The sequence below is a fragment of the Achromobacter insolitus genome, assembly GCF_002209555.1.
Lineage (GTDB): Bacteria > Pseudomonadota > Gammaproteobacteria > Burkholderiales > Burkholderiaceae_B > Achromobacter > Achromobacter insolitus.
Genome location: NZ_NJIF01000008.1, coordinates 193619 through 212945, shown reverse-complemented (window position 1 = coordinate 212945; position 19327 = coordinate 193619). Strand labels below are relative to the sequence as shown.

Sequence of the window (19327 nt, the reverse complement as noted above, 5' to 3'; positions counted from 1 at the left end):
GCCGCGCTACGCGCCGAGCTTGCCGCGGGCGATATCCAGCAGGACCGCTGCGGCGGTCTCCGGCGCCGCATCGTTGCAGACCCGCAGCAGCCGACATTGCCGCGGCACCGGAAATGCCTGCGTGGCGCGCGCCAGGCGCAGCGCGATCTGCTCCGTGCTTTCCCGGCCGCGTCCCGCCAGGCGGCGCGCGAGCAGAGCAGGGTCCACCGTGACTTCCACCGCCGTCAGCGCCGGATAGCGCGAATGCGCTTCTTCCAGGTGCGCGCGCGAGCCGTTGACGATGACCGCGGCGCCGCAGGACAGCCAGGCGTCGATCTCGATGCCGATGCCGTATTGCAGGCCGTGGCTGGTCCAGCGCAGCGCGAAGCACCCCAGCGCGGCGCGGCGTCCGAACTCGTCTTCGGTCAAGCGCAGCGCGTCCTCGGTGCCGCCGCTGTCGCGCGTGATGTAGCGGTGCGCAACCAGCACCGGCTCGTCGCCGCGCAACTCGGCGCGCAGCAGGCGCAGCATGGTGTCCTTGCCGCTGCCGGACGCGCCCATCAAGTAGATCAGCCGCGTGCCGTCGGCGGGAGCGTAGGCCGTCATGTGGCCGCGGGACCCTGCAGATAGGCGGCGCCCGCTGCGTCGGTGCAGGAGCCGTCAAAGCCATAGTGGCGCGCGGCGACGAAGTCCGCGCCCGGGGCGGACTGCACATAGACGCTGATTCCGGGCACGTACATGGCCTGGCCGCGCAAGGGCTGCGCGAACGTGGCAATGCCGGCCTGCGCCTGGGCAAGCGCATCGTCTCGCAGCTTGCCGGTCAGGGTGATGTGAAAAACGTAGGTGTCGAATACGTACGGATAGCCCCAGCGCGCCAGCATCGATTGCTGCGCCGGGCTCAACGACTGCGGTTGGCGGCGCGCGATTTCCTCGGGCGTTGCGGGCGCGCGCAAGGAATCCAGGTCGCGCACGGCCGCCTCGGCCAGCGTCTGGATCCGGGCCCGGCCTGGCGCATCGGACGCTGCGATGCGCCAGGCCAGGAAACCGCGCAGCGGTTCGCATTCCAATTCCAGCGAGAAAGGAGCGTTGCCTTCGGCCAGTCGGCGCGCGGCGGCGTCGACCTGTTGCGGGCTGGCGCCCGGACTCAGGCGAAAGGGCGGTTTCAGCGTTGCGTGCAGGCCGTAGTGGCGAGGTGCTTCGGTCCAGGCGCGCGACTCGGCGGGTTGGTCCGGCAGCGGCGGCAGGGCCTCGCCGGTGTCGGCGCAACGGCCCAGCCAGCGGCTGCCGTGTTCGCGCCAGAGGCCCGTGGGCGCCAGGTACAGGGCGTAGCGATGGGCAAGCGGCATGGTCAGGCGGCCATCCTCTGGCTGTGGCTGTCGCCGAAGGCGCGTGTGGCATAGCGCAGCTCGCCGCCCACGATGGCGGCGCAGACGCGGGGCAGGCCCGGCACCTGGTCGTCCACCACGATGGCATCGGCGATCAGCCCTGGCGCCAGCGCGCCGCGGTCCTTCAGGCCGGCGGCGCGCGCCGGGTTCAGCGACACCAGCTCCCAGGCTTGCGCCAGCGGCAGCACGCCATCGTTGACCAGCCGCATCACGGCGGCCAATGGAGCTGGGTAGTAGTAGTCGGAGGTCAGGATGTCGCACAGGCCCGCGCGGATCATCTCGGTGGCGCTGGGCGCGCCTGTGTGGCTGCCTCCGCGCACGACATTGGGCGCACCGAAGACCACGGAGTCCCCCAGGTCGCGGGCGACGCCGGCAGCCTCGCGGGTCAACGGAAATTCCGCCACGCCGCAGCCCAACTGGTGGTAGTAGCGGCGCGTGGCGGCATCCGGATCGTCGTGCGAGGCCACCTTTAAGCCGGCTTCCTGCGCGCAGGCGGTCAGCTCGCGCATTGCGTCCGCCACCGAATCGGCCGCGGACATGGCGGCGCGGATGCGATCCTGGAAGACGTCCAGGTCGCACTCTGCGCGGTTCGCGTACTGCATCAGCTTGCGTTCGTCACCGAGGCGGCGCGCCATGCTGGGCAAGTGGTCGTTCAGCGCCAGGAAGCGGACACGGCCATCGCGTATCCACTGCTGGGCGGTTTCCAGGCCGCCCACGTGATGCGTTTCGAAGCGCAGATGCACATAGTGCCGGGCGCCCATGATGTGGCGCATGGTTTCCAACGCGCTGAACATGCGCTCGGCATAGGCTTCGCCGCGCAGTCCGCCTTCCCAGGACAGGGTGACGCCATGGAATTCGGTCGTAATGCCATTGGCCAACAATTGGCGATCCACGTCGAGCAGGGCGCTGTCATACGGAAACGTCACACTGGGCCGCGGCATGATGGCGCGTTCGAAGGCGTCGCCGTGCAAGTCCACGATACCGGGCAGCACCAGCAGATTTCCGGCGTCGAACCACGGCGCCGCGCTCCGCTGCGCCGCGGGCGAGCCTTCAATGAGTCCGCCATGGAACCGCAGGCTGGCCTGTTCGACGCCGCGCGGCGTCAGGATGCGTTGGCCTGTTACACCGGCCAGGGGCGATGGGGCGTGCGTGTGTGTGTTCATGGCGTGACGTTAGCGGGATTGCATTACAACCAGATGTCTAGATGAGTTGGGCGGCGTGGCGGGCAATCGTCTACCGCCTGCGCGCTATTGCGCGCGCAGGCGGAGGTATGCGGTCAGCTGTCGTCCGTCACCATCAACTGCACCATGTCGCCCACGAAGCGGGCGACGCTGTATTGCAGCGGCGCGCCTTCCTGGTCCACGTTCAATGCCTCCACTTGCAGAATGGGGCGGGTCTTGGGTTGGCCCAGCAGGCGGGCGATTTCAGGCGTGGGCAGGGCGGCGGTGATGCGCGACCACTTCCGTGTGTAGTCGCCGATGCCATAGTGGGCATAGACCTTGGAGATCGAGCGCAGGGATGCCAGCCGTTCCGCGAAATCGGGAAACCGCTTTTCGTCGAAGAAATGTTCCGACGCGCTGATCGGGCGGTTCTCCGCCTTGCCGACGATCTGCACGCGCAGCAGCGGCGCGGTGCGGCCCAGGCCCAGGTGCTTGGCGATGTCGCCCGCCCGCAGGCTCTGGCTGCCCAGGACTTCCTGGTGGCCCAACATGCCTTGGCTGCGCAGGTTTTCGGAAAAGCGCGTGCGTTTGCCGATGGCGTAGTCGATCGCATGTTCCTGGACGAAGGTGCCGCGTCCTTGCTCGATGCGGACCAGTCCGCCCTGTTCGAGTTCGCCCATCGCGCGGCGGATTGTGTGGCGGTTGACGGAAAACTTGGCGGCCAGCTCGGGCTCGGACGGCAATTGCTCGCCTGCCGCATAGAGCTTGTTGCGGATGTCGTCCGCAAGCGCTTCGCCGATTTGCCGCCAGACGGCGATGCCGGAACCTCTTTCGACCATAGGTTGTGCTCGTGCTGTCACATCAGCTTCATGAAGAATGGCTGTGATTGTGCACCATGCCGCGGCCGCCGGAAAGGCGCTGCGCGCACGCTGCAACTGTCATCAAAAATTCACGCCAGGCTGTTGAACTTCCATTTCGGAGCGATCATACTCCATCCGGTCGTCTAGACGTTTAGAGGAAAAAATGGATCACCCGAAGACAGGGCAGGATGCGGCGAACGCCCGGCGCGCCGCCTGGATGCGCGTGCTGGCGCTGGCCGACCCGGCCGCGCTGGACGGCGCTTTTAGCGCGCTGGCGGGCAAACCCGAGCACCAGACTCTGCGCCCCGCGCAGACCGGCATGGCCATGGTGCGCGCCCGCAGCGGCGGCACCGGCGCCCGCTTCAACCTGGGCGAAATGACCGTGACACGTTGCGCGGTGACGATGGGCGAGGGCGTGGTCGGCGTGGCGTACGTACAGGGCCGCTCGCAGCGCCACGCCGAACAGGCCGCCGTGGCCGACGCGCTCCTGCAATTGCCGGAATGGCACGACACGGTACAGGCGCAGTTGATCCAGCCGTTGGCGCGCCAGCATGCCGAACGGATCGAGCGCCAGGCCCGCGTGGCCGCGCAGACCAAGGTGGAATTCTTCACGATGGTACGAGGCGAGGACTGATATGCAGCAACAGATAACTGCCGCCGCGGCCTCGGGCCGGGCTCTGCTTGCGGGTTTCGCGGATCCTGTCGGCGATGCGCAGGCCACGTTCCGCGCCGCGCTCAATGCGATGGCGCATCCGGGACGCATCCATGACATCGTGGCCGCGCCGGGCGTTCCCGCGGGCCTCTCTCCCGCCATGACAGCAATGCTGCTGACGCTGGTGGACGTGGACACGCCGCTTTGGCTGCCGGAGACCGTCAGCGCGGATGCGATCGCGTTCCTGCGCTTTCACTGTGGTTGCCCCATCGTGCCCTCGCCATCGCTGGCGCGCTTTGCGGCGGTGCCCGCTGGCGGCAAAGCGCCCGCGCTGTCGGCCTGCCACCAGGGCGATCCTGCCTATCCCGATTTGTCGACCACCTTGCTGATCGAGGTCGAATCGCTATCGACAGGCGAGCCCGCGATTCTCAGCGGCCCAGGCATCAAGGGCCAGCAGACCCTCGCCGCGTCAGGTCTGCCCGAAGGCTTCTGGCGCGAATGGCGCATCAATCATCAACGGTTTCCGCTGGGCGTCGATGTGTTCCTGACGCAGGAACGGCGGATTTGCGCGTTGCCGCGCAGCACGCGCAGGGAGAACTGACATGTACGTAGCCGTCAAAGGGGGCGAACGCGCCATCCTCAATTCCTACCGCATGCTGGACGACTACCGGCGCGGCGATCGTGAAGTGCCCGAGCTGAGCCTGGACCAGATCCGTGAACAGATGCCGCTGGCGGTATCGCGGGTCATGGCGGAGGGCTCGCTCTACGATCCGCAGCTTGCGGCGCTGGCGATCAAACAGGCTGCGGGCGATGTGATCGAAGCGGTGTTCCTGCTGCGCGCCTACCGCACGACCTTGTCGCGCTTCGGCTACACGCAGCCTGTCGATACCGGCCGCATGCGTTTGCAGCGGCGCATTTCGTCCACGTTCAAGGACGTGCCTGGCGGCCAGGTCCTTGGGCCGACTTATGACTACACCCAGCGGCTGCTGGACTTTTCGCTGGAAGCGCAGCGCGAGGCCGATGCCTTGCCTGCGGGCGACGAGGTCCTGGACAGTGCGATGCCGCGCGTCACCGATCTGCTGGCGCATGACGACCTGATCGATGCGGAGCCCGTGCCCGAGGGCGATCCAGAACCGTTCGACCTGACCCGGCAGCCACTGGACTTTCCGGCATCGCGCGCGGCCCGCTTGCAGAACCTGGCGCGCGCAGACGAAGGTTTCCTGCTGTCCATGGGCTACTCGACCCAACGTGGCTACGGCAACACCCACCCGTTCGCCGCCGAGATCCGCTACGGCTCGCTGGAAGTGGATATGCACATCGAGGAACTTGGATTCGCCGTCACTGTAGGCGAAATCGAAGTCACCGAATGCCAGATGGTCAGCCAATTTGCCGGCTCCGCCGCGGAAGGCCCGAAGTTCACCCGGGGTTACGGACTGACTTTCGGCTATGGCGAGCGCAAGTCCATGTCGATGGCGCTTGTGGACCGCGCGCTCAAGGCGCGCGACCTGGGCGAGCGCGCGGATTCCCCGGCCAATGACCACGAGTTCGTGCTCTACCACAGCGACAACGTCGAAGCCTCCGGCTTTGTGCAGCACTTGAAGCTGCCGCACTACGTGGACTTCCAGGCCAATCTGGAACTATTGCGGCGCATGCGCGCCGAACGCGCCGCGCCCGAGGCCGCGCGCAACGATCTGATGGACGAGGCCGTTTCCTCATGACTACGCAACATGCAACGGTCGCACGCGACGACCATTACAACTTCGCCTATCTGGACGAATCCACCAAGCGCATGCTGCGCCGCGCTCTGCTCAAGGCGGTTGCCATCCCCGGCTATCAGGTGCCTTTCGGCAGCCGCGAAATGCCTTTGCCCTATGGCTGGGGAACCGGGGGCATCCAGGTCACGGCGTCCATCATCGGTTCCGGCGACGTGCTCAAAGTGATAGACCAGGGATCGGACGACACGACCAACGCAATCAACATCCGCCGCTTCTTCGGCCGCGTCACGGGCGTGGCGACGACGGAATCCACCCCGGCGGCCACCATCGTCCAGACGCGCCACCGCATTCCGGAGACGCCGCTGGCGGAGGGGCAGATCATGGTGTTCCAGGTGCCCATTCCCGAACCGCTGCGCTGGCTGGAGCCAAGTGAAACCGAAACGCGCACCATGCATGCGCTGGCCGAATACGGCGGCATGCACGTCAAGCTGTACGAAGATATCGCCCAGCACGGCCATATCGCCACCACCTACGACTATCCGGTCATCGTGAACGGCCGCTACATGATGCGGCCTTCGCCCATCCCCAAGTTCGACAATCCCAAGCTGGACGGCAGTCCCGCCCTGATGCTGTTTGGCGCGGGCCGCGAGAAGCGGGTCTACGCCGTGCCGCCCTACACCGAGGTGAAAAGCCTGGACTTCGAGGATCACCCGTTCCGGGTGGAGACCTGGAGCGAATGCTGCGACCTGTGCGGATCGCGGGAGAGCTATCTGGATGAGATCATCCTGGACGACGCGGGCACGCGCCGCTTCGTCTGCTCGGACACTGAATATTGCAATGCGCGCCAGCTGGGGCAGGGCGTAAATCCATTCACCGACGAGGCCACGGCATGAACGCCCAACCTTTGCTTTCCGTGCGCAACATGACGCGCACCTGGGACGGCGTGCACGGCTGCCGCGACGTCAACTTCGATCTGTATCCCGGTGAAGTGCTGTGCGTGGTCGGCGAATCCGGCTCTGGCAAGAGCACGCTGCTGTCGGCCGTGTCGTACCAGACACGGCCCGACGCGGGCAGCGTCTGGTACGACACGCGTGACCAGGGCTTTACCGACCTCGCCGCGCTGCCGGGCGCGCGCCTGCGATTGCTGTCGCGCACCGACTGGGGCTTTGTGCGGCAGAACGCCAGGGACGGCCTGCGGATGCAGGTCAGCGCGGGCGCCAATATCGCGGAACGCCTGATGGCCGTGGGCGACCGGCACTACGGCGACCTGCGCCAGGCCGCCGGCAACTGGCTGCAGAAGATGGAGATCGACGCGGGCCGGCTGGACGACAGGCCCACCGCATTTTCGGGCGGCATGCAGCAGCGCTTGCAGATCGCCCGCAACCTGGTGACGCATCCCCGCCTGGTGTTCATGGATGAGCCCACGGCCTCGCTTGACGTGTCGGTGCAGGCGCGCCTGCTGGACTTGCTGCGCCAGTTGGTGGCGGACTTGGGCCTGGCCGCCATCGTCGTCACCCACGACCTGGCCGTGGCGCGCCTGCTGGCGCACAGGACCCTGGTCATGCGCGGTGGCGAGGTGGTGGAAAGCGGCTTGACCGACCAGATCCTCGACGACCCGCAGCATCCCTACACCCAGTTGCTGGTGTCTTCCATTTTGCAGAGCTGACCATGCGCCAAAAGACTCCCATGATCGAGGTGCGGGGCCTCGGAAAGATGTTCACCCTGCACAACCAGGGCGGCATGCGCCTGCCCGTGCTGGAATCGGTGGACTTCGACGCGTCCGCTGGCGACTGCCTGGTGCTGGCGGGCCCGTCGGGCACCGGCAAGAGCACATTGCTGCGCTGCCTGTACGGCAACTATCTGGCGACCGAGGGCAGCATCCGGGTGCGTTGGAACGATGAGTGGGTGGAGCTGGCGGGCGCGCCCGAACAGCGCATCCTGGCGCTGCGCCGCGAGGTGATCGGCTACGTCAGCCAGTTCCTGCGCGTGATTCCGCGCGTGTCCGCGCTGGACGTGGTGGCCGAACCCTTGCGCGCGGCGGGCGTGGACGCCGAGGAGGCTCGGGCGCGCGCCGCCGAGCTGCTGCAACGTTTGAACGTCCCCCCGCGCCTGTGGGGCCTGGCTCCCGCCACCTTTTCAGGCGGCGAGCAGCAGCGCGTGAACATCGCGCGCGGCTTCATCGCCCGCCATCCCATCCTGCTGCTGGACGAACCCACTGCCTCTCTGGATGCGGACAATCGCCAGGTGGTGATCGCGCTGATCCGCGAGGCCATGGCCGAGGGCCGTTGCCTGCTGGGCATCTTCCACGATGCCGAAGTGCGCGATGCCGTCGCTACGCAGATCCTGGCATTGCGTCCCGCCCAACCCGCCCTGGCCGATCTGGAGCAATGATGCAGAGCACCTATCTCACCCATGCCCGCGTGGTCCTGCAAGACCGCGTCCTCGAGGACAGCGCCGTGCTGATCGACGACGGCCGCATCGTCGCCATCGAGCCGGCCGGTGCGCGCGCGGACCGCGAGATCGATCTTGGCGGCCAGACCCTGCTGCCGGGTTTGATCGACCTGCATTGCGACGCCATCGAAAAGGAAGCCGAGCCGCGTTCGCGCGTGCTGTTTCCACTGGATTTCGCGGTGGCCCAGGTGGATCGCCGCAACGCCGCGGCCGGCATCACCACGCCTTATCACGCGCTGTCGTTCGCGAACAGCGAATGGGGCGTGCGCAATAACCAGACGGCGGCGGAAGTGGTGCGCACCCTGCGGGCCTTTCGTCAGCACAGCCTGGTCGACAATCGCGTCCACTGCCGGTATGAAGTCACCGACGCCACCTCGGTGGACGTGCTGCGCGCGCTGATGGACGAGGGCGCGGTGGACCTGCTGTCGGTCATGGATCATTCGCCCGGGCAGGGCCAGTTCAAGACGCTGGAGTCCTATCTGCAATACATGATGGGCAACCACGCGATGAGCCGAGAACAGGCCGAAGAAGCTGCCCAGGCCAAGACGCGCGCCAAGGATGGCGCGGTGGCGCGGGTGGAGGCGCTGCTGACGCATGCGCAGGGGCGGGGCATTCCCACCGCCAGCCATGATGACGATTCGATCCATCGCATCGCCACCATGCGCAACCTGGGCGTGGCCATGAGCGAATTCCCGATCACGCTGGATACCGCGCGCGCCGCGGTGTCTTGCGGCCTGCCCACCATCCTGGGCGCGCCCAATGTGCTGCGAGGCCAGAGCCAGAGCGGCTCCATGCGCGCCATCGACGCCATCCGGGCCGGCGTGGCCAGCTGCCTGTGCTCGGACTACCAGCCCTCTGCACTGATTGCGGCCGCGTTCACGGTGGCTGCGCAGACGGACCTGACGCTGCCGCAGGCGGTTGCGCTGGTCACGCTGAATCCCGCGCAGGCTTGCGGCCTTTCCGACCGCGGGCGGATCGCGCCGGGGCTGCGCGCGGACTTGGTGGCGGTGGCGCAGGTAGGGGCGCAGCCCCTGATCAGCCACACCTGGTCGGCGGGACGGCTGGTATTCTCGGCGCACTATCCGCAAGCGCAAGCGCACGCGCACGCGAACGAGCAGCGGGCGCCCGAGGCGCAGGCCATGATGGCCTGAACCGGATACTGGAGAGAAATGATGCATCCCATCGTGACAGCCGTGGCCTGCAGCCCGATGCACGGGTTCAGCAAGCCGGTCGTGTCCGCCATCATGCTGTTGAAGGGGCTGGGGGTGGAAGGCGACGCCCACATGGGCGTCACCGTGAAACACCGCTCCCGCGTCCGGGCGGATCCCACCCAGCCCAATCTGCGGCAGGTCCACCTGATCCACGGCGAGCTGCACGACGAGCTGCAACTGGCCGGCTTCAATGTGGCGGAAGGCACCATGGGCGAAAACATCACCACCCGAGGCATCGACCTGTTGGGCCTGCCGCGCGGCGCGCGCCTCTGTTTCGGGGCGCAAGCGATCGTCGAGATTACCGGCCTGCGCAATCCCTGCTCACAGCTCGACAACTACCAGAAAGGGCTGACCGCCGCCGTGCTGGGCCGGCATCCTGACGGCAGCCTGATGCGCCGCGCCGGCATCATGGGCATCGTGATCGAAGGAGGGCGGGTGAGCGCGGGCGATGAGATCCGCGTGGTGCTGCCGGACTTGCCGCACCTGCCCCTGGAGCGCGTCTGAGGCCGGGCGGCGCAGCAGACGCGTTCCGTCGCAAAAACATCGCCGATATGCGCAGCCGGGACGCCGCGCATCTGGTTAAATGGCGGGAAAGGCGTGACCACGATTTCCGCGGCGCGCCGGCCCTTTTTCCGGAGCGCGCGATGGCACGATTCAATTTCACCCAAGATCCCGAGGAACCCGATCTGTGGGCCGCGGAAAACGTCGCCGCCGGCAAGGGACGCCCGCCGATCCACGTGATGGTCCAGACCGACGGCGAAGAACCCGACAGCAGCGCCTCCAAGGTGGTCAAGGCCATCATCGACGACCTCGACGACCAGATCCTGGCTGCGGCCGAGTTCCTGTTGGAAAACTACTCCTACGAGCACTACAAGAAGCTCGGCCTGGACGACAACCAGCTGCTGCAGGAAGAAACCCCGGAAGCCATGGCGCAACACGCGGTGCTGCGCGCCCTGTGGCTGTTCGATGAAGACGGCGACGGTTACGAACTGTGGTTCACGCTGCCCTGGGATCCGGTGCACACCTACGACGTGGAATTCGAGGACGGCGCGCCCGTCTCGTGCTCCGTCAACGATTAGGACCCGCCAAGAGCCGCTAGGGCCGTTGGTTTCGGTCCAGCTCGAACTTCGTCGCCTGGCTTTGGCCCAGCGAATCGTCATAGCGGTAAAGCATCTTCAGGGACTTGCCCTTGCGGACCGCGTTGGCGGCTATGTCCTCAAGCACGACGTCGATCTCGCGGCCGACGAATTCAGTGCAGTCCGTATCGGCGCGGGCGCCCTCGGGGATGTCCGCGTTCCTGACCCTGAGCCTGAACATCAATTGCGTCAGTTCCGTGCCGTCGGTGCGGTACTGGCGCATCACTACCGGCAGGTTGGTCACGGTGCCGCCCAGCTCGCAGGAAATGCGGGTCCAGGCGTATGAGGCGGGCGTGGCGGACATCAGGGCCGCAGCCACCAGGGCGCAGCAGCGCAGGCTCGGGCGTTTCATGGCATGAGAACTGAGCGTGGCGCCCATGCGCGCCGCGCCGGGATAGGTCGCGAAGGGCTTATATGTTGCTCTCGGCCATGCCGCCGGTCAAGCAGGCGCAAGCCATAAAAAAACGGGCCATGCGGCCCGTTTTTCATGGCCTGTTGCTTCAGGCGTGCTGGCTCGCGGCCTGTTCCGCGGGGGCCTCGTCAGAGGCGTCCGCGGTTTCGGCCGGGACTTCGCGATTGCCTTCCAGTTTGGAGATGACGGCGGTAGCCAGGCTATTGCCGACCACATTGGTTGCCGTGCGGCCCATATCGAAGAATTGGTCGATGCCCATGATCAGCAGCAGGCCGCCTTCCGGCAGGTTGAACATCGGCAGCGTCGCTGCGACCACCACGAGCGAGGCGCGCGCCACGCCGGCCATGCCTTTGCTGGTCACCATCAGCACCAGCAGCAGCGTCAGCTGCTGGGCAAAGCTCATCTGAAGGTTGTAAGCCTGCGCAATGAACAGCACCGCGAAGGACTGATACATCATCGATCCGTCCAGATTGAACGAATAGCCCAGCGGCAGGACGAAGCCTGAGATGCGCTTGGGCACGCCGAACCGGGTCAGTGCTTCGATGGTCTTGGGATAGGCGGATTCGCTGCTGGCCGTGGAGAACGCGAGCAGTGTGGGTTCCTTGATCAGGCCCCCGAGACGGAACGCGGACTTGCCCAGGAAAAGGTAGCCCACCGCGAACAGAATGGCCCACAGAAGCGCCAGGCCCAGGTAGAACTCGCCGATCAGCTTGCCGTAGCTGACCAGCACGCCCAAGCCTTCCGTGGTGATGGCCGCGGCCATGGCCGCAAACACGCCCAGGGGCGCGAAGCGCATCACGTAGTCCGTCACGCGGAACATGATCTTGGCCAGTTCATCGATCAGGTTATAGATGGTGTTGTGGCCCTTGCCGCGGATGAACGACAGGGCGGCGCCGAAGAACAGCGAGAACACGAGGATCTGCAGGATCTCGTTGTTGGCCATGGCTTCGGCGATGCTGCGCGGGAACACGTGCGTAATGAACGCCTTGAGCGTGAAGTCGCCCGTCTTCAGGCCTGAACTCATGCCAGCGTCCGGCAGCGCAAGGTTCATGTGCGCGCCAGGCTGGAAAATATTCACCAGCGCCAAGCCCAGCAACAGCGACAAGGCCGAGGCCGCGATGAACCAGATCATGGCGCGCATCCCGATGCGGCCCACGGCGCTGGCGTCGCTCATGCTGGCCAGGCCGGTCACGAGCGTGGCGAAGACCAGGGGCGCGATGATCATCTTGATCATGCGCAGGAAGATGTCGGTGATGAGACTGAAGTACGAGGCGATCTGGGCCGCCTCCTTCTCGTTCTGCGCGTACTTGTGGCAGAAGTAGCCCACCAGGATGCCCAGCACCATGGCGATGCCGATATAACGCGTCAGCTTCTTAGTGTTCATGATCAAAACGGAAAACAGGGATCGCTTTGCCCGGCCCGCGGGCGGGCGGCGCCCGGCAATGGGCGGGCTGGAGATCCGGAGACGGAATGCCAGGGTGTGCGCGAAAGATGCGGGTTTACCCTCGGGGCGCGATGTTAACGCCGCGCAGCTGACACGCAGTTGTCAGGTGGGGGACGGATAGGAAGCTTCCCCGGGGCGGGCGGCGATAGCAGATTTGTATCAATTTGGAACTGCTGCACTATCGGCCGCCAGCGTGCCAGAATGGACTGATCCCGACGCGCGCGGCAGCGGGCGGCGGGCAACGCGAACAACAGCGAACAACGGGCCCCCGCGCGGGGCCGCACAAGGAGACTAGGCAATGCCGAAACGCGAATTGTCCGTGCTGGCGTCCGGATATACCTATCTGGAGGGGCTGCGCTGGCACGAGAACCGTCTGTGGGCGTCGGACTTCTACACCGAACAGGTCATTGCCGTGAACCTGGAAGGCAAGGTCGAGCAGGTTTGCAAAGTGCCGCAGCAGCCGTCGGGCCTGGGGTGGCTACCGGACGGCCGCCTCCTCATCGCTTCCATGAAGGACCGCAAGCTCCTGCGCCGCGAGGCCGACGGCACGCTGGCGGTGCACGCCGACCTGTCGGCGCTCACGGGCGGCCCGGTCAACGACATGGTCGTGGACGCGCAGGGCAGGGCCTACGTCGGCAATTTCGGTTTCGACCTGATGGCCGGCGAGCCGGTCCGCAATACCGGCATCGTGCGCGTCGACCCCGACGGCTCGATGCGCACGGTGGCCGACGGGCTGTGTTTTCCGAACGGTTCGTTCATCACGCCGGACGGCAAGACCATGATCGTCAACGAAACCTTCGGCAACCGTATTTCCGAATTCGACATCCTGGCGGACGGCGGGCTGGGGCCGCGCCGCGACTGGGCTGACTTCGGCCCGCTGCCCGCCAGCGACGACCTGGGCGTCCTGATTGCCGCCTCCGCCATCGGACCCGATGGCGGCGCGCTGGATGCGGAGGGCGCCCTGTGGGTGGCGGACGCCATCGGCAAACGCATCGTGCGCGTCGCGCGCGGCGGCAAGATCCTGGAACAGATCGACACGGGGGAATTCGGCATCTTCGCCGCCGCCCTGGGCGGACCCGACGGCCGGACCCTGTTCATGGCCGCCGCGCCGGATTTCATCGAAGCCAACCGTCGGGCCAAGCACGAGGCCCGGATCCTGATGACGCGGGTGGACGTTCCGCACGCCGGCAGGCCGTAGCCGGCATCGTCCCGGCGCCGTGTCGGCTCCGGGACGCCATCGGTCCTTTGGGGGATCGGGAAGGGGGGGGCTGAGCCTTTCGTGCTCATCTGAATGGACCGGATACGGGCGGTTGCAAGACCTTTCGTCGAATCCCCCGTAAAATCTCCCCATTCAGCAAGACTTCAACCATCTTTCAATAGACAGTACCTAAGGAGGACCACTCATGGCCCTAGTCTCCATGCGCCAGTTGCTCGACCACGCCGCCGAGCACGGCTACGGCATTCCCGCTTTCAACGTCAACAACCTGGAGCAGGTCCAGGCCATCATGGAAGCCGCTGCGGAGACCGACAGCCCGGTGATCATGCAGGCTTCCGCCGGCGCGCGCAAATATGCGGGCGAAGGCTTTCTGAAGTACCTGATCCAGGCCGCCGTGGAATCCTATCCGCACATCCCCGTGGTCATGCACCAGGACCACGGCCAGTCGCCGAAGGTCTGCCAAGGCGCCATCGACCTGGGCTTTTCCAGCGTCATGATGGACGGCTCGCTGAAGGAAGACGGCAAGACCATCGCCGACTACGACTACAACGTGGAAGTGACCAAGAAGGTCGTGGACACCGCCCATAAGCTGGGCGTGACGGTCGAAGGCGAACTGGGCTGCCTCGGTTCGCTCGAAACCATGCAGGGCGACAAGGAAGACGGCCACGGCGCCGACGGCAAGCTGACCATGGACCAGCTGCTGACCGATCCGGAACAGGCCGCCGACTTCGTGCGCAAGACCCAGCTGGACGCCCTGGCCATCGCCATCGGCACCAGCCATGGCGCCTACAAGTTCACGCGCAAGCCCACCGGCGACATCCTGTCGATCTCCCGTATCAAGGAAATCCACGCCCGCCTGCCCAACACCCACCTGGTGATGCACGGCAGCTCCAGCGTGCCGCAGGAACTGCTGGCCGAAATCCGCGAATTCGGCGGCAACATGAAGGAAACCTACGGCGTGCCCGTCGAGGAAATCCAGGAAGCCATCAAGTACGGCGTGCGCAAGATCAATATCGACACCGATATCCGTTTGGCCATGACCGGCGCGATCCGCCGCTTCTTCGCCGAAAACCCGGAAAAGTTCGACCCGCGTGAATACCTGAAGCCGGCCCGCGCCGCCGCCAAGGCCATCTGTGTGGCTCGCTACACCGAATTCGGCACCGCCGGCAACGCCAGCAAGATCAAGCCGTTGCCTTTGACCGAAATCGCCGCGCAATACGCGTCGGGCAAGCTGGCCCAGGTGGTCCAGTAAGCACGTGCACGGCGCGCCGGACGCCATCGGCATCCGGCGCCTCCATGCAATGAAAGAGCGGTCCGCAAACCATGCGGACCGCTCTTTTTTTGTCTGTGCCGTGCCTCAGGGGGCGGGCGAGTTGCGTGGGAAGTGCGGCACCGTCCGGTCCACGTGGTGCCAGGACGGCGCCGATTCGGTCCAGAGGCTGGCTCGGGCGCGGAATGCCTCGGGGTCGTCCAGCGAACCGGCCCGCACGATTTCGTAGCCCATGCCTGCCGAATTGCCAAATAGCGGGGTGCCGCAGTCCGCACAGAAGCTGCGCATGACGGTATGGCCGGATTCGCCCCGGTAGCGATGCTCCTTGGCGCTGCCGCGCAACAGTGTGATGGAGCCGGTCGTGAAAATCAGGGCGTGGGCGGGGGCGCCGCCACTGGAATACTGGCAGTCGCGGCAATGACAGGTGGCTGCCATGATGGGTTCGTCCGTAATGGCGTATCGGACGGCGCCACACTGGCAACCGCCAGTGAAATGCACTTGCGCGTCGGCGTGGGCGCTGCGTTTGAGTGAAGCATCCTGCATACGACTCTGTCTCCGGGTGTGGGGCGGCGTCGTGACGCCAAAGGCGGCCGGCGCGCATCGTGTTGGAGATCAGAGCCTAACCCGGCCGCCGGGCGGCGTCGAGCGGTCCGGCAAAACTGGCCTATTTGCAGTAACCTATGCGCTTTGCAGGGCCCGCGCGCGCCGCGCCAGCCTTGTCCGCGTTTCCGGATTCCGTTCTACTTCCCGCCCTGGCGCTTGCCCGAGGCGGGAATCTTCATTATTGCCATAGGCCATTCCCGTGACTTCTGCTTTGCATCAATCCAGCATCAAGTCCTTGCCGCTGCTGGGCCGCGGTAAGGTGCGCGACATGTACGCGGTGGGCGACGACAAGTTGCTGATCGTCGCGTCGGATCGTATCTCCGCGTTCGACGTGATTCTTGACGACCCCATCCCCGGCAAGGGGCAGGTGCTGACCGAACTGACCGAGTTCTGGCTGCAGAAGCTGGCCCACATCCTGCCGAACCACTCCACGGGCATCAAACCCGAAGACGTGGTGGCGCCGGACGAAGTGGACCAGGTGCGCGGCCGTGCCGTGGTGGTCAAGCGCCTCAAGCCCATCCTGGTGGAAGCGGTGGCCCGCGGCTACCTGATCGGTTCCGGCTGGAAGGACTATCAGGCCACGGGCGCCGTCTGCGGCATCAAGCTGCCCGCCGGCCTGCAGCAAGCCAGCCAATTGCCCGAACCCATTTTCACGCCCGCCGCCAAGGCTGAATTCGGCATGCACGACGAAAACGTGGACTTTGCCCACGTGGTCAAGGAAGTCGGTCAGGAAATGGCCGAACGCATCCGCGACGTGACCCTCAAGCTGTACGCCGAAGCCGCCAAGTTCGCTGCCACCAAGGGCATCATCATTGCCGATACCAAGTTCGAATTCGGCCTGGACGACGATGGCACGCTGTACCTGATGGATGAAGTGCTGACGCCGGACTCCTCGCGTTTCTGGCCGGCCGACGGCTATCGCGTGGGCATCAGCCCCCCCTCGTTCGACAAGCAGTTCGTGCGCGACTGGCTGGAAACCCAGACGTGGGACAAGACCCCGCCCGCGCCGCGCCTGCCCCAGGACGTGCTGGAAAAGACCGCCGCCAAATATCGCGAAGCCCTGGACCGCCTGGTCGCCTGACCGCTGCCGGCCAAGGAAAACCCGCTCCTAGGGAGGGCCGGAGGAGGAAAATCCGGATCGGTTTTGTGACGCGGGGTTCTTGAGCCGCCGGCGTCCGAACTGCGGGATTCCGATGCTCGCCCCAATGGGGCTGCGCTTCGGATCCCTCCGCCCGGCCACCGGCTCACGGCATCTGCCCATGAGCGCGGTCCAAAATCAGCGTATTGCGGGACCGCCAGCCGGGGACCCCGGAGCCATACGAAGCGCAGCCCCACCGGGGCGAGCATCGGAATGGCGCAGGGCAGCCTCGGCGGGCTGAAGAACCCTGACATCCGCAAGCTCGAAGCCCTGCCGCTGCGCACTTCCGTTTTGCAAGGCTGGGGTTCCTGAGCCGCCGGCATCCGGACTGCGGGATTCCGATGCTCGCCCCAATGGGGCTGCGCTTCGGATCCCTCCGCCCGGCCCCCGCCTCACGGCATCTGCCCATGAACGCGGTCCAAAACCAGCGCATTGCGCAACTGCCAGCCGAGGACCCCGGAGCCATACGAAGCGCAGCCCCACCGGGGCGAGCATCGGAATGGCGCAGGGCAGCCTCGGCGGGCTGAAGAACCCTGACATCCGCAAGCTCGAAGCCCTGCCGCTGCGCACTTGCATCTTGTGAGGCAGGGTTCTTGAGTCGCCGGCGTCCGGACTGCGGGATTCCGATGCTCGCCCCAACGGGGCTGCGCTTCGGATCCCTCCGCCCGGCCACCGGCTCACGGCATCTGCCCGTGAACGCGGTCCAAAACCAGCGCATTGCGCGACCGCCAGCCGAGGACCCCGGAGCCATACGAAGCGCAGCCCCACCGGGGCGAGCATCGGAATGGCGCAGGGCAGCCTCGGCGGCTACAGCACCCTGACATCCGCAAGCTCCACGCCTTGCCGCCCCGCACTTGCATCTTGTGAGGCAGGGTTCTTGAGTCGCCGGCGTCCGAACTGCGGGATTCCGATGCTCGCCCCAACGGGGCTGCGCTTCGGATCCCTCCGCCCGGCCGCCGGCTCACGGCATCTGCCCGTGAATGCGGTCCAAAACCAGCGCATTGCGCGACTGTCAGCCGAGGACCCCGGAGCCATACGAAGCGCAGCCCCACCGGGGCGAGCATCGGAATGGCGCAGGGCAGCCTCGGCGGGCTGAAGAACCCTGACATCCGCAAGCTCGAAGCCTTGCCGTACCGCACCACCCCAGGAAATTGGATTTATGTCCCGCTTCCTGGGGGGCGCTTCAATTGGAAAGGGTTTTTCGCCCTGAAGCCACGTGCCCTACAAGAGTTGTCAGGGCTTTCGATAGGATTTATTGCGAATTGTGACGTTATAATTCCCGGCTGCTTGCATGGGGACGTTCCCCAGAAAGGAGCTCCCAGCATGGTAATGATGTTGCCTTTCCTGACTGGCCTGGTCGCAGTGTGGTTCGGAATGCTAGGCAGGCGCCGTCCCTGCGTGACCTTCTGGCTGCTGACGCTGGCGCTGTTTGCCGCCTGGTGCCAGTACCACATGAACAGCCCGCTCGCATTGTCGTTCTGAGGGCGGGGCGATGATCTTCTCCCGCAATCCCGCGCGCGGCTCGCGCATCCTGAACGGCCTGGCGCTGCTGGGTATCACCGGCGCCCTGGCCATGGCTTTTTTCTGGCAGATCGCCTACGACGAGCTGCCTTGCCCGCTGTGCCTGCTGCAGCGCGTGGCGCTCTTGCTGGCAGGCGTGGGTTTTCTGCTGAACATGCGCCTGGGCCCTTCGCCCATGCACTACGCGATGAGTATCGCGGCCGCGCTGGGCGGCATGCTGGCCTCCGGCCGCCAGGTGCTGCTGCACATCGCGCCCGGAGACCCGGGCTACGGTTCACCGATGCTGGGCCTGCACTTCTACACCTGGGGGTTCATCGCCTTCAGCGCGATCATCGTGTTCTGCACGGCAATGCTGGCCGTCGACCGCAAATGGGGTGACAACATGCTGCGCAAACCCGTCTCGCTGCTGGGTGTGCTGGTCATGGCCCTGTTTTTCCTGATGGCGCTGGCTAATGTAGGCAGCACCACGCTGGAGTGCGGTTTCGGGCCTTGCCCGGACAATCCCACCAGCTATCAGTGGCTGGATTCCGCCGCCGCTACCTAGGCGTGTTCCCGCGCCGGGTAAAATACCGGGTTTCGCGGCATCCGTCCGCGGTCCTTTGACTCTCCGCGGCGTTGTGCCGCGGTCTCAACTCTTTGACACCGGTTATGACAGCCAAGACTTCCGCAGCGGCAGAGGCCACCCCCGTGGTGGGCGTGATTATGGGTTCTTCCAGCGATTGGGAGGTCATGAAGCACGCGGTTACCATGCTGGAGGAATTTGGCGTTCCCTACGAGGCGCGCGTGATTTCCGCGCACCGCATGCCGCAGGACATGGCTGACTATGGCGCCGCGGCGCATGCCCGCGGCCTGCGCGGCATCATCGCTGGCGCCGGCGGCGCGGCGCACCTGCCGGGCATGATGGCCGCCCTGACCGAAGTGCCGGTGTTCGGCGTGCCGGTGCCCTCCAAATACCTGCGCGGCGAGGACTCGCTGCTGTCCATCGTGCAGATGCCCAAGGGCGTGCCGGTGGCCACTTTCGCGATTGGCGAAGCCGGGGCCGCCAATGCGGCGCTGCACGTGATCGCCACCCTGGCTGGCACGGACGCCGGCTTGCATAAGAAGCTGGTGGCGTTCCGCGCCCGCCAGACGCAAGCCGCGCGCGACATGAAGGTTCCGCCCGAGGCCTGATCAG

The 19327-nt window shown here is 66.0% G+C and carries 22 protein-coding genes; 15 read left to right on the top strand and 7 right to left on the bottom strand.

Annotation, left to right across the window (positions count from 1 at the left end; all coding sequences use genetic code 11):
* Positions 1-6: 6 nt before the first annotated feature.
* From phnN to phnF, 4 genes are all read right to left on the bottom strand, one after another.
* Entirely contained in the window at positions 7-585 is a 579-nt protein-coding gene (phnN, locus tag CEY08_RS22910) for a phosphonate metabolism protein/1,5-bisphosphokinase (PRPP-forming) PhnN (protein WP_042794773.1), read from the bottom strand.
* Positions 582-1325: a DUF1045 domain-containing protein gene (locus CEY08_RS22905; protein ID WP_076815083.1), complete on the bottom strand. Its 744-nt coding sequence runs from the start codon at positions 1323-1325 to the stop codon at positions 582-584. The genes phnN and CEY08_RS22905 overlap by 4 nt, the downstream gene beginning before the upstream one ends.
* A 2-nt stretch (positions 1326-1327) precedes the next feature.
* Positions 1328-2527 carry an alpha-D-ribose 1-methylphosphonate 5-triphosphate diphosphatase gene (locus CEY08_RS22900; RefSeq protein ID WP_063643319.1) on the bottom strand — a complete coding sequence of 400 codons (1200 nt, stop codon included), beginning with the start codon at positions 2525-2527 and terminating at the stop codon, positions 1328-1330.
* Positions 2528-2640: 113 nt separating this feature from the next.
* Positions 2641-3363, bottom strand: a complete 723-nt coding sequence (phnF, locus tag CEY08_RS22895; RefSeq protein WP_042794770.1) for a phosphonate metabolism transcriptional regulator PhnF — start codon at positions 3361-3363, stop codon at positions 2641-2643.
* A gap of 184 nt (positions 3364-3547) precedes the next feature.
* Between phnF and phnG the strand changes: the two genes are divergently transcribed.
* The 9 genes from phnG (at position 3548) to CEY08_RS22850 (ending at position 10492) form a co-directional block, all read left to right on the top strand.
* A complete protein-coding gene (gene phnG, locus CEY08_RS22890) occupies positions 3548-4018 on the top strand; it encodes a phosphonate C-P lyase system protein PhnG (protein ID WP_042794769.1) in 471 nt (156 codons plus the stop codon).
* 1 nt (position 4019) lies between these two features.
* Positions 4020-4637, top strand: a complete 618-nt coding sequence (phnH, locus tag CEY08_RS22885) for a phosphonate C-P lyase system protein PhnH (RefSeq protein WP_076815081.1) — start codon at positions 4020-4022, stop codon at positions 4635-4637.
* 1 nt (position 4638) lies between these two features.
* Positions 4639-5754, top strand: a complete 1116-nt coding sequence (locus tag CEY08_RS22880; RefSeq protein ID WP_076815079.1) for a carbon-phosphorus lyase complex subunit — start codon at positions 4639-4641, stop codon at positions 5752-5754.
* On the top strand, positions 5751-6644 hold the full coding sequence (locus CEY08_RS22875) for an alpha-D-ribose 1-methylphosphonate 5-phosphate C-P-lyase PhnJ (RefSeq protein ID WP_076815077.1): 894 nt from the start codon (positions 5751-5753) through the stop codon (positions 6642-6644). The genes CEY08_RS22880 and CEY08_RS22875 overlap by 4 nt, the downstream gene beginning before the upstream one ends.
* Positions 6641-7417 (top strand): phosphonate C-P lyase system protein PhnK, encoded by a 777-nt coding sequence (gene phnK, locus CEY08_RS22870; RefSeq protein WP_042794765.1) that lies wholly within the window; start codon positions 6641-6643, stop codon positions 7415-7417. Before CEY08_RS22875 ends, phnK begins: the two co-directional genes overlap by 4 nt.
* A gap of 2 nt (positions 7418-7419) precedes the next feature.
* Positions 7420-8142 (top strand): phosphonate C-P lyase system protein PhnL, encoded by a 723-nt coding sequence (gene phnL / locus CEY08_RS22865; RefSeq protein WP_076815075.1) that lies wholly within the window; start codon positions 7420-7422, stop codon positions 8140-8142.
* A complete protein-coding gene (locus tag CEY08_RS22860) occupies positions 8142-9353 on the top strand; it encodes an alpha-D-ribose 1-methylphosphonate 5-triphosphate diphosphatase (RefSeq protein ID WP_076815073.1) in 1212 nt (403 codons plus the stop codon). The genes phnL and CEY08_RS22860 overlap by 1 nt, the downstream gene beginning before the upstream one ends.
* A gap of 21 nt (positions 9354-9374) precedes the next feature.
* On the top strand, positions 9375-9917 hold the full coding sequence (locus CEY08_RS22855) for an MOSC domain-containing protein (RefSeq protein ID WP_042797276.1): 543 nt from the start codon (positions 9375-9377) through the stop codon (positions 9915-9917).
* Between the two features lie 140 nt (positions 9918-10057).
* Positions 10058-10492, top strand: a complete 435-nt coding sequence (locus CEY08_RS22850; RefSeq protein WP_042797275.1) for a hypothetical protein — start codon at positions 10058-10060, stop codon at positions 10490-10492.
* A 16-nt stretch (positions 10493-10508) separates the two neighbouring features.
* Here CEY08_RS22850 and CEY08_RS22845 read toward each other — a convergent pair whose 3' ends face one another.
* Positions 10509-10901, bottom strand: a complete 393-nt coding sequence (locus CEY08_RS22845) for a hypothetical protein (protein ID WP_232033805.1) — start codon at positions 10899-10901, stop codon at positions 10509-10511.
* Positions 10902-11049: 148 nt separating this feature from the next.
* Positions 11050-12345 (bottom strand): dicarboxylate/amino acid:cation symporter, encoded by a 1296-nt coding sequence (locus tag CEY08_RS22840; RefSeq protein WP_088607809.1) that lies wholly within the window; start codon positions 12343-12345, stop codon positions 11050-11052.
* 358 nt (positions 12346-12703) lie between these two features.
* Between CEY08_RS22840 and CEY08_RS22835 the strand changes: the two genes are divergently transcribed.
* Entirely contained in the window at positions 12704-13603 is a 900-nt protein-coding gene (locus CEY08_RS22835; protein WP_076815070.1) for an SMP-30/gluconolactonase/LRE family protein, read from the top strand.
* A gap of 205 nt (positions 13604-13808) precedes the next feature.
* Positions 13809-14873: a class II fructose-bisphosphate aldolase gene (gene fba, locus CEY08_RS22830; protein WP_042794761.1), complete on the top strand. Its 1065-nt coding sequence runs from the start codon at positions 13809-13811 to the stop codon at positions 14871-14873.
* A gap of 105 nt (positions 14874-14978) precedes the next feature.
* Here the strand turns inward: fba and CEY08_RS22825 are convergent, their stop codons facing one another.
* Positions 14979-15434, bottom strand: coding sequence for a GFA family protein (locus tag CEY08_RS22825; RefSeq protein WP_042794760.1), 456 nt, complete (start codon positions 15432-15434; stop codon positions 14979-14981).
* A gap of 259 nt (positions 15435-15693) precedes the next feature.
* Here CEY08_RS22825 and CEY08_RS22820 point away from each other — a divergent pair, with 259 nt between their 5' ends.
* From CEY08_RS22820 to purE, 4 genes are all read left to right on the top strand, one after another.
* A complete protein-coding gene (locus CEY08_RS22820) occupies positions 15694-16575 on the top strand; it encodes a phosphoribosylaminoimidazolesuccinocarboxamide synthase (RefSeq protein WP_049075485.1) in 882 nt (293 codons plus the stop codon).
* Positions 16576-17955: 1380 nt separating this feature from the next.
* Entirely contained in the window at positions 17956-18114 is a 159-nt protein-coding gene (locus CEY08_RS30020; protein ID WP_042794758.1) for a DUF5993 family protein, read from the top strand.
* A gap of 10 nt (positions 18115-18124) precedes the next feature.
* Complete coding sequence (locus tag CEY08_RS22815) at positions 18125-18697, top strand: disulfide bond formation protein B (RefSeq protein ID WP_042794757.1); 573 nt, start codon at positions 18125-18127, stop codon at positions 18695-18697.
* 104 nt (positions 18698-18801) lie between these two features.
* A complete protein-coding gene (purE, locus tag CEY08_RS22810) occupies positions 18802-19323 on the top strand; it encodes a 5-(carboxyamino)imidazole ribonucleotide mutase (protein WP_042794756.1) in 522 nt (173 codons plus the stop codon).
* Positions 19324-19327 lie beyond the last annotated feature (4 nt).

Coding starts and splice junctions, on each gene's coding strand:
- phnG (WP_042794769.1), top strand. CDS start 3,548: ATGGATCACCCGAAGACAGGGCAGGATGCGGCGAACGCCCGGCGCGCC.
- phnF (WP_042794770.1), bottom strand. CDS start 3,363: ATGGTCGAAAGAGGTTCCGGCATCGCCGTCTGGCGGCAAATCGGCGAA.
- CEY08_RS22900 (WP_063643319.1), bottom strand. CDS start 2,527: ATGAACACACACACGCACGCCCCATCGCCCCTGGCCGGTGTAACAGGC.
- CEY08_RS22825 (WP_042794760.1), bottom strand. CDS start 15,434: ATGCAGGATGCTTCACTCAAACGCAGCGCCCACGCCGACGCGCAAGTG.
- phnL (WP_076815075.1), top strand. CDS start 7,420: ATGCGCCAAAAGACTCCCATGATCGAGGTGCGGGGCCTCGGAAAGATG.
- CEY08_RS22875 (WP_076815077.1), top strand. CDS start 5,751: ATGACTACGCAACATGCAACGGTCGCACGCGACGACCATTACAACTTC.
- CEY08_RS22815 (WP_042794757.1), top strand. CDS start 18,125: ATGATCTTCTCCCGCAATCCCGCGCGCGGCTCGCGCATCCTGAACGGC.
- CEY08_RS22850 (WP_042797275.1), top strand. CDS start 10,058: ATGGCACGATTCAATTTCACCCAAGATCCCGAGGAACCCGATCTGTGG.
- CEY08_RS22905 (WP_076815083.1), bottom strand. CDS start 1,325: ATGCCGCTTGCCCATCGCTACGCCCTGTACCTGGCGCCCACGGGCCTC.
- phnH (WP_076815081.1), top strand. CDS start 4,020: ATGCAGCAACAGATAACTGCCGCCGCGGCCTCGGGCCGGGCTCTGCTT.
- CEY08_RS22840 (WP_088607809.1), bottom strand. CDS start 12,345: ATGAACACTAAGAAGCTGACGCGTTATATCGGCATCGCCATGGTGCTG.
- purE (WP_042794756.1), top strand. CDS start 18,802: ATGACAGCCAAGACTTCCGCAGCGGCAGAGGCCACCCCCGTGGTGGGC.
- fba (WP_042794761.1), top strand. CDS start 13,809: ATGGCCCTAGTCTCCATGCGCCAGTTGCTCGACCACGCCGCCGAGCAC.
- CEY08_RS22880 (WP_076815079.1), top strand. CDS start 4,639: ATGTACGTAGCCGTCAAAGGGGGCGAACGCGCCATCCTCAATTCCTAC.
- CEY08_RS22845 (WP_232033805.1), bottom strand. CDS start 10,901: ATGAAACGCCCGAGCCTGCGCTGCTGCGCCCTGGTGGCTGCGGCCCTG.
- CEY08_RS22860 (WP_076815073.1), top strand. CDS start 8,142: ATGCAGAGCACCTATCTCACCCATGCCCGCGTGGTCCTGCAAGACCGC.
- CEY08_RS30020 (WP_042794758.1), top strand. CDS start 17,956: ATGGTAATGATGTTGCCTTTCCTGACTGGCCTGGTCGCAGTGTGGTTC.
- CEY08_RS22855 (WP_042797276.1), top strand. CDS start 9,375: ATGCATCCCATCGTGACAGCCGTGGCCTGCAGCCCGATGCACGGGTTC.
- phnN (WP_042794773.1), bottom strand. CDS start 585: ATGACGGCCTACGCTCCCGCCGACGGCACGCGGCTGATCTACTTGATG.
- phnK (WP_042794765.1), top strand. CDS start 6,641: ATGAACGCCCAACCTTTGCTTTCCGTGCGCAACATGACGCGCACCTGG.
- CEY08_RS22835 (WP_076815070.1), top strand. CDS start 12,704: ATGCCGAAACGCGAATTGTCCGTGCTGGCGTCCGGATATACCTATCTG.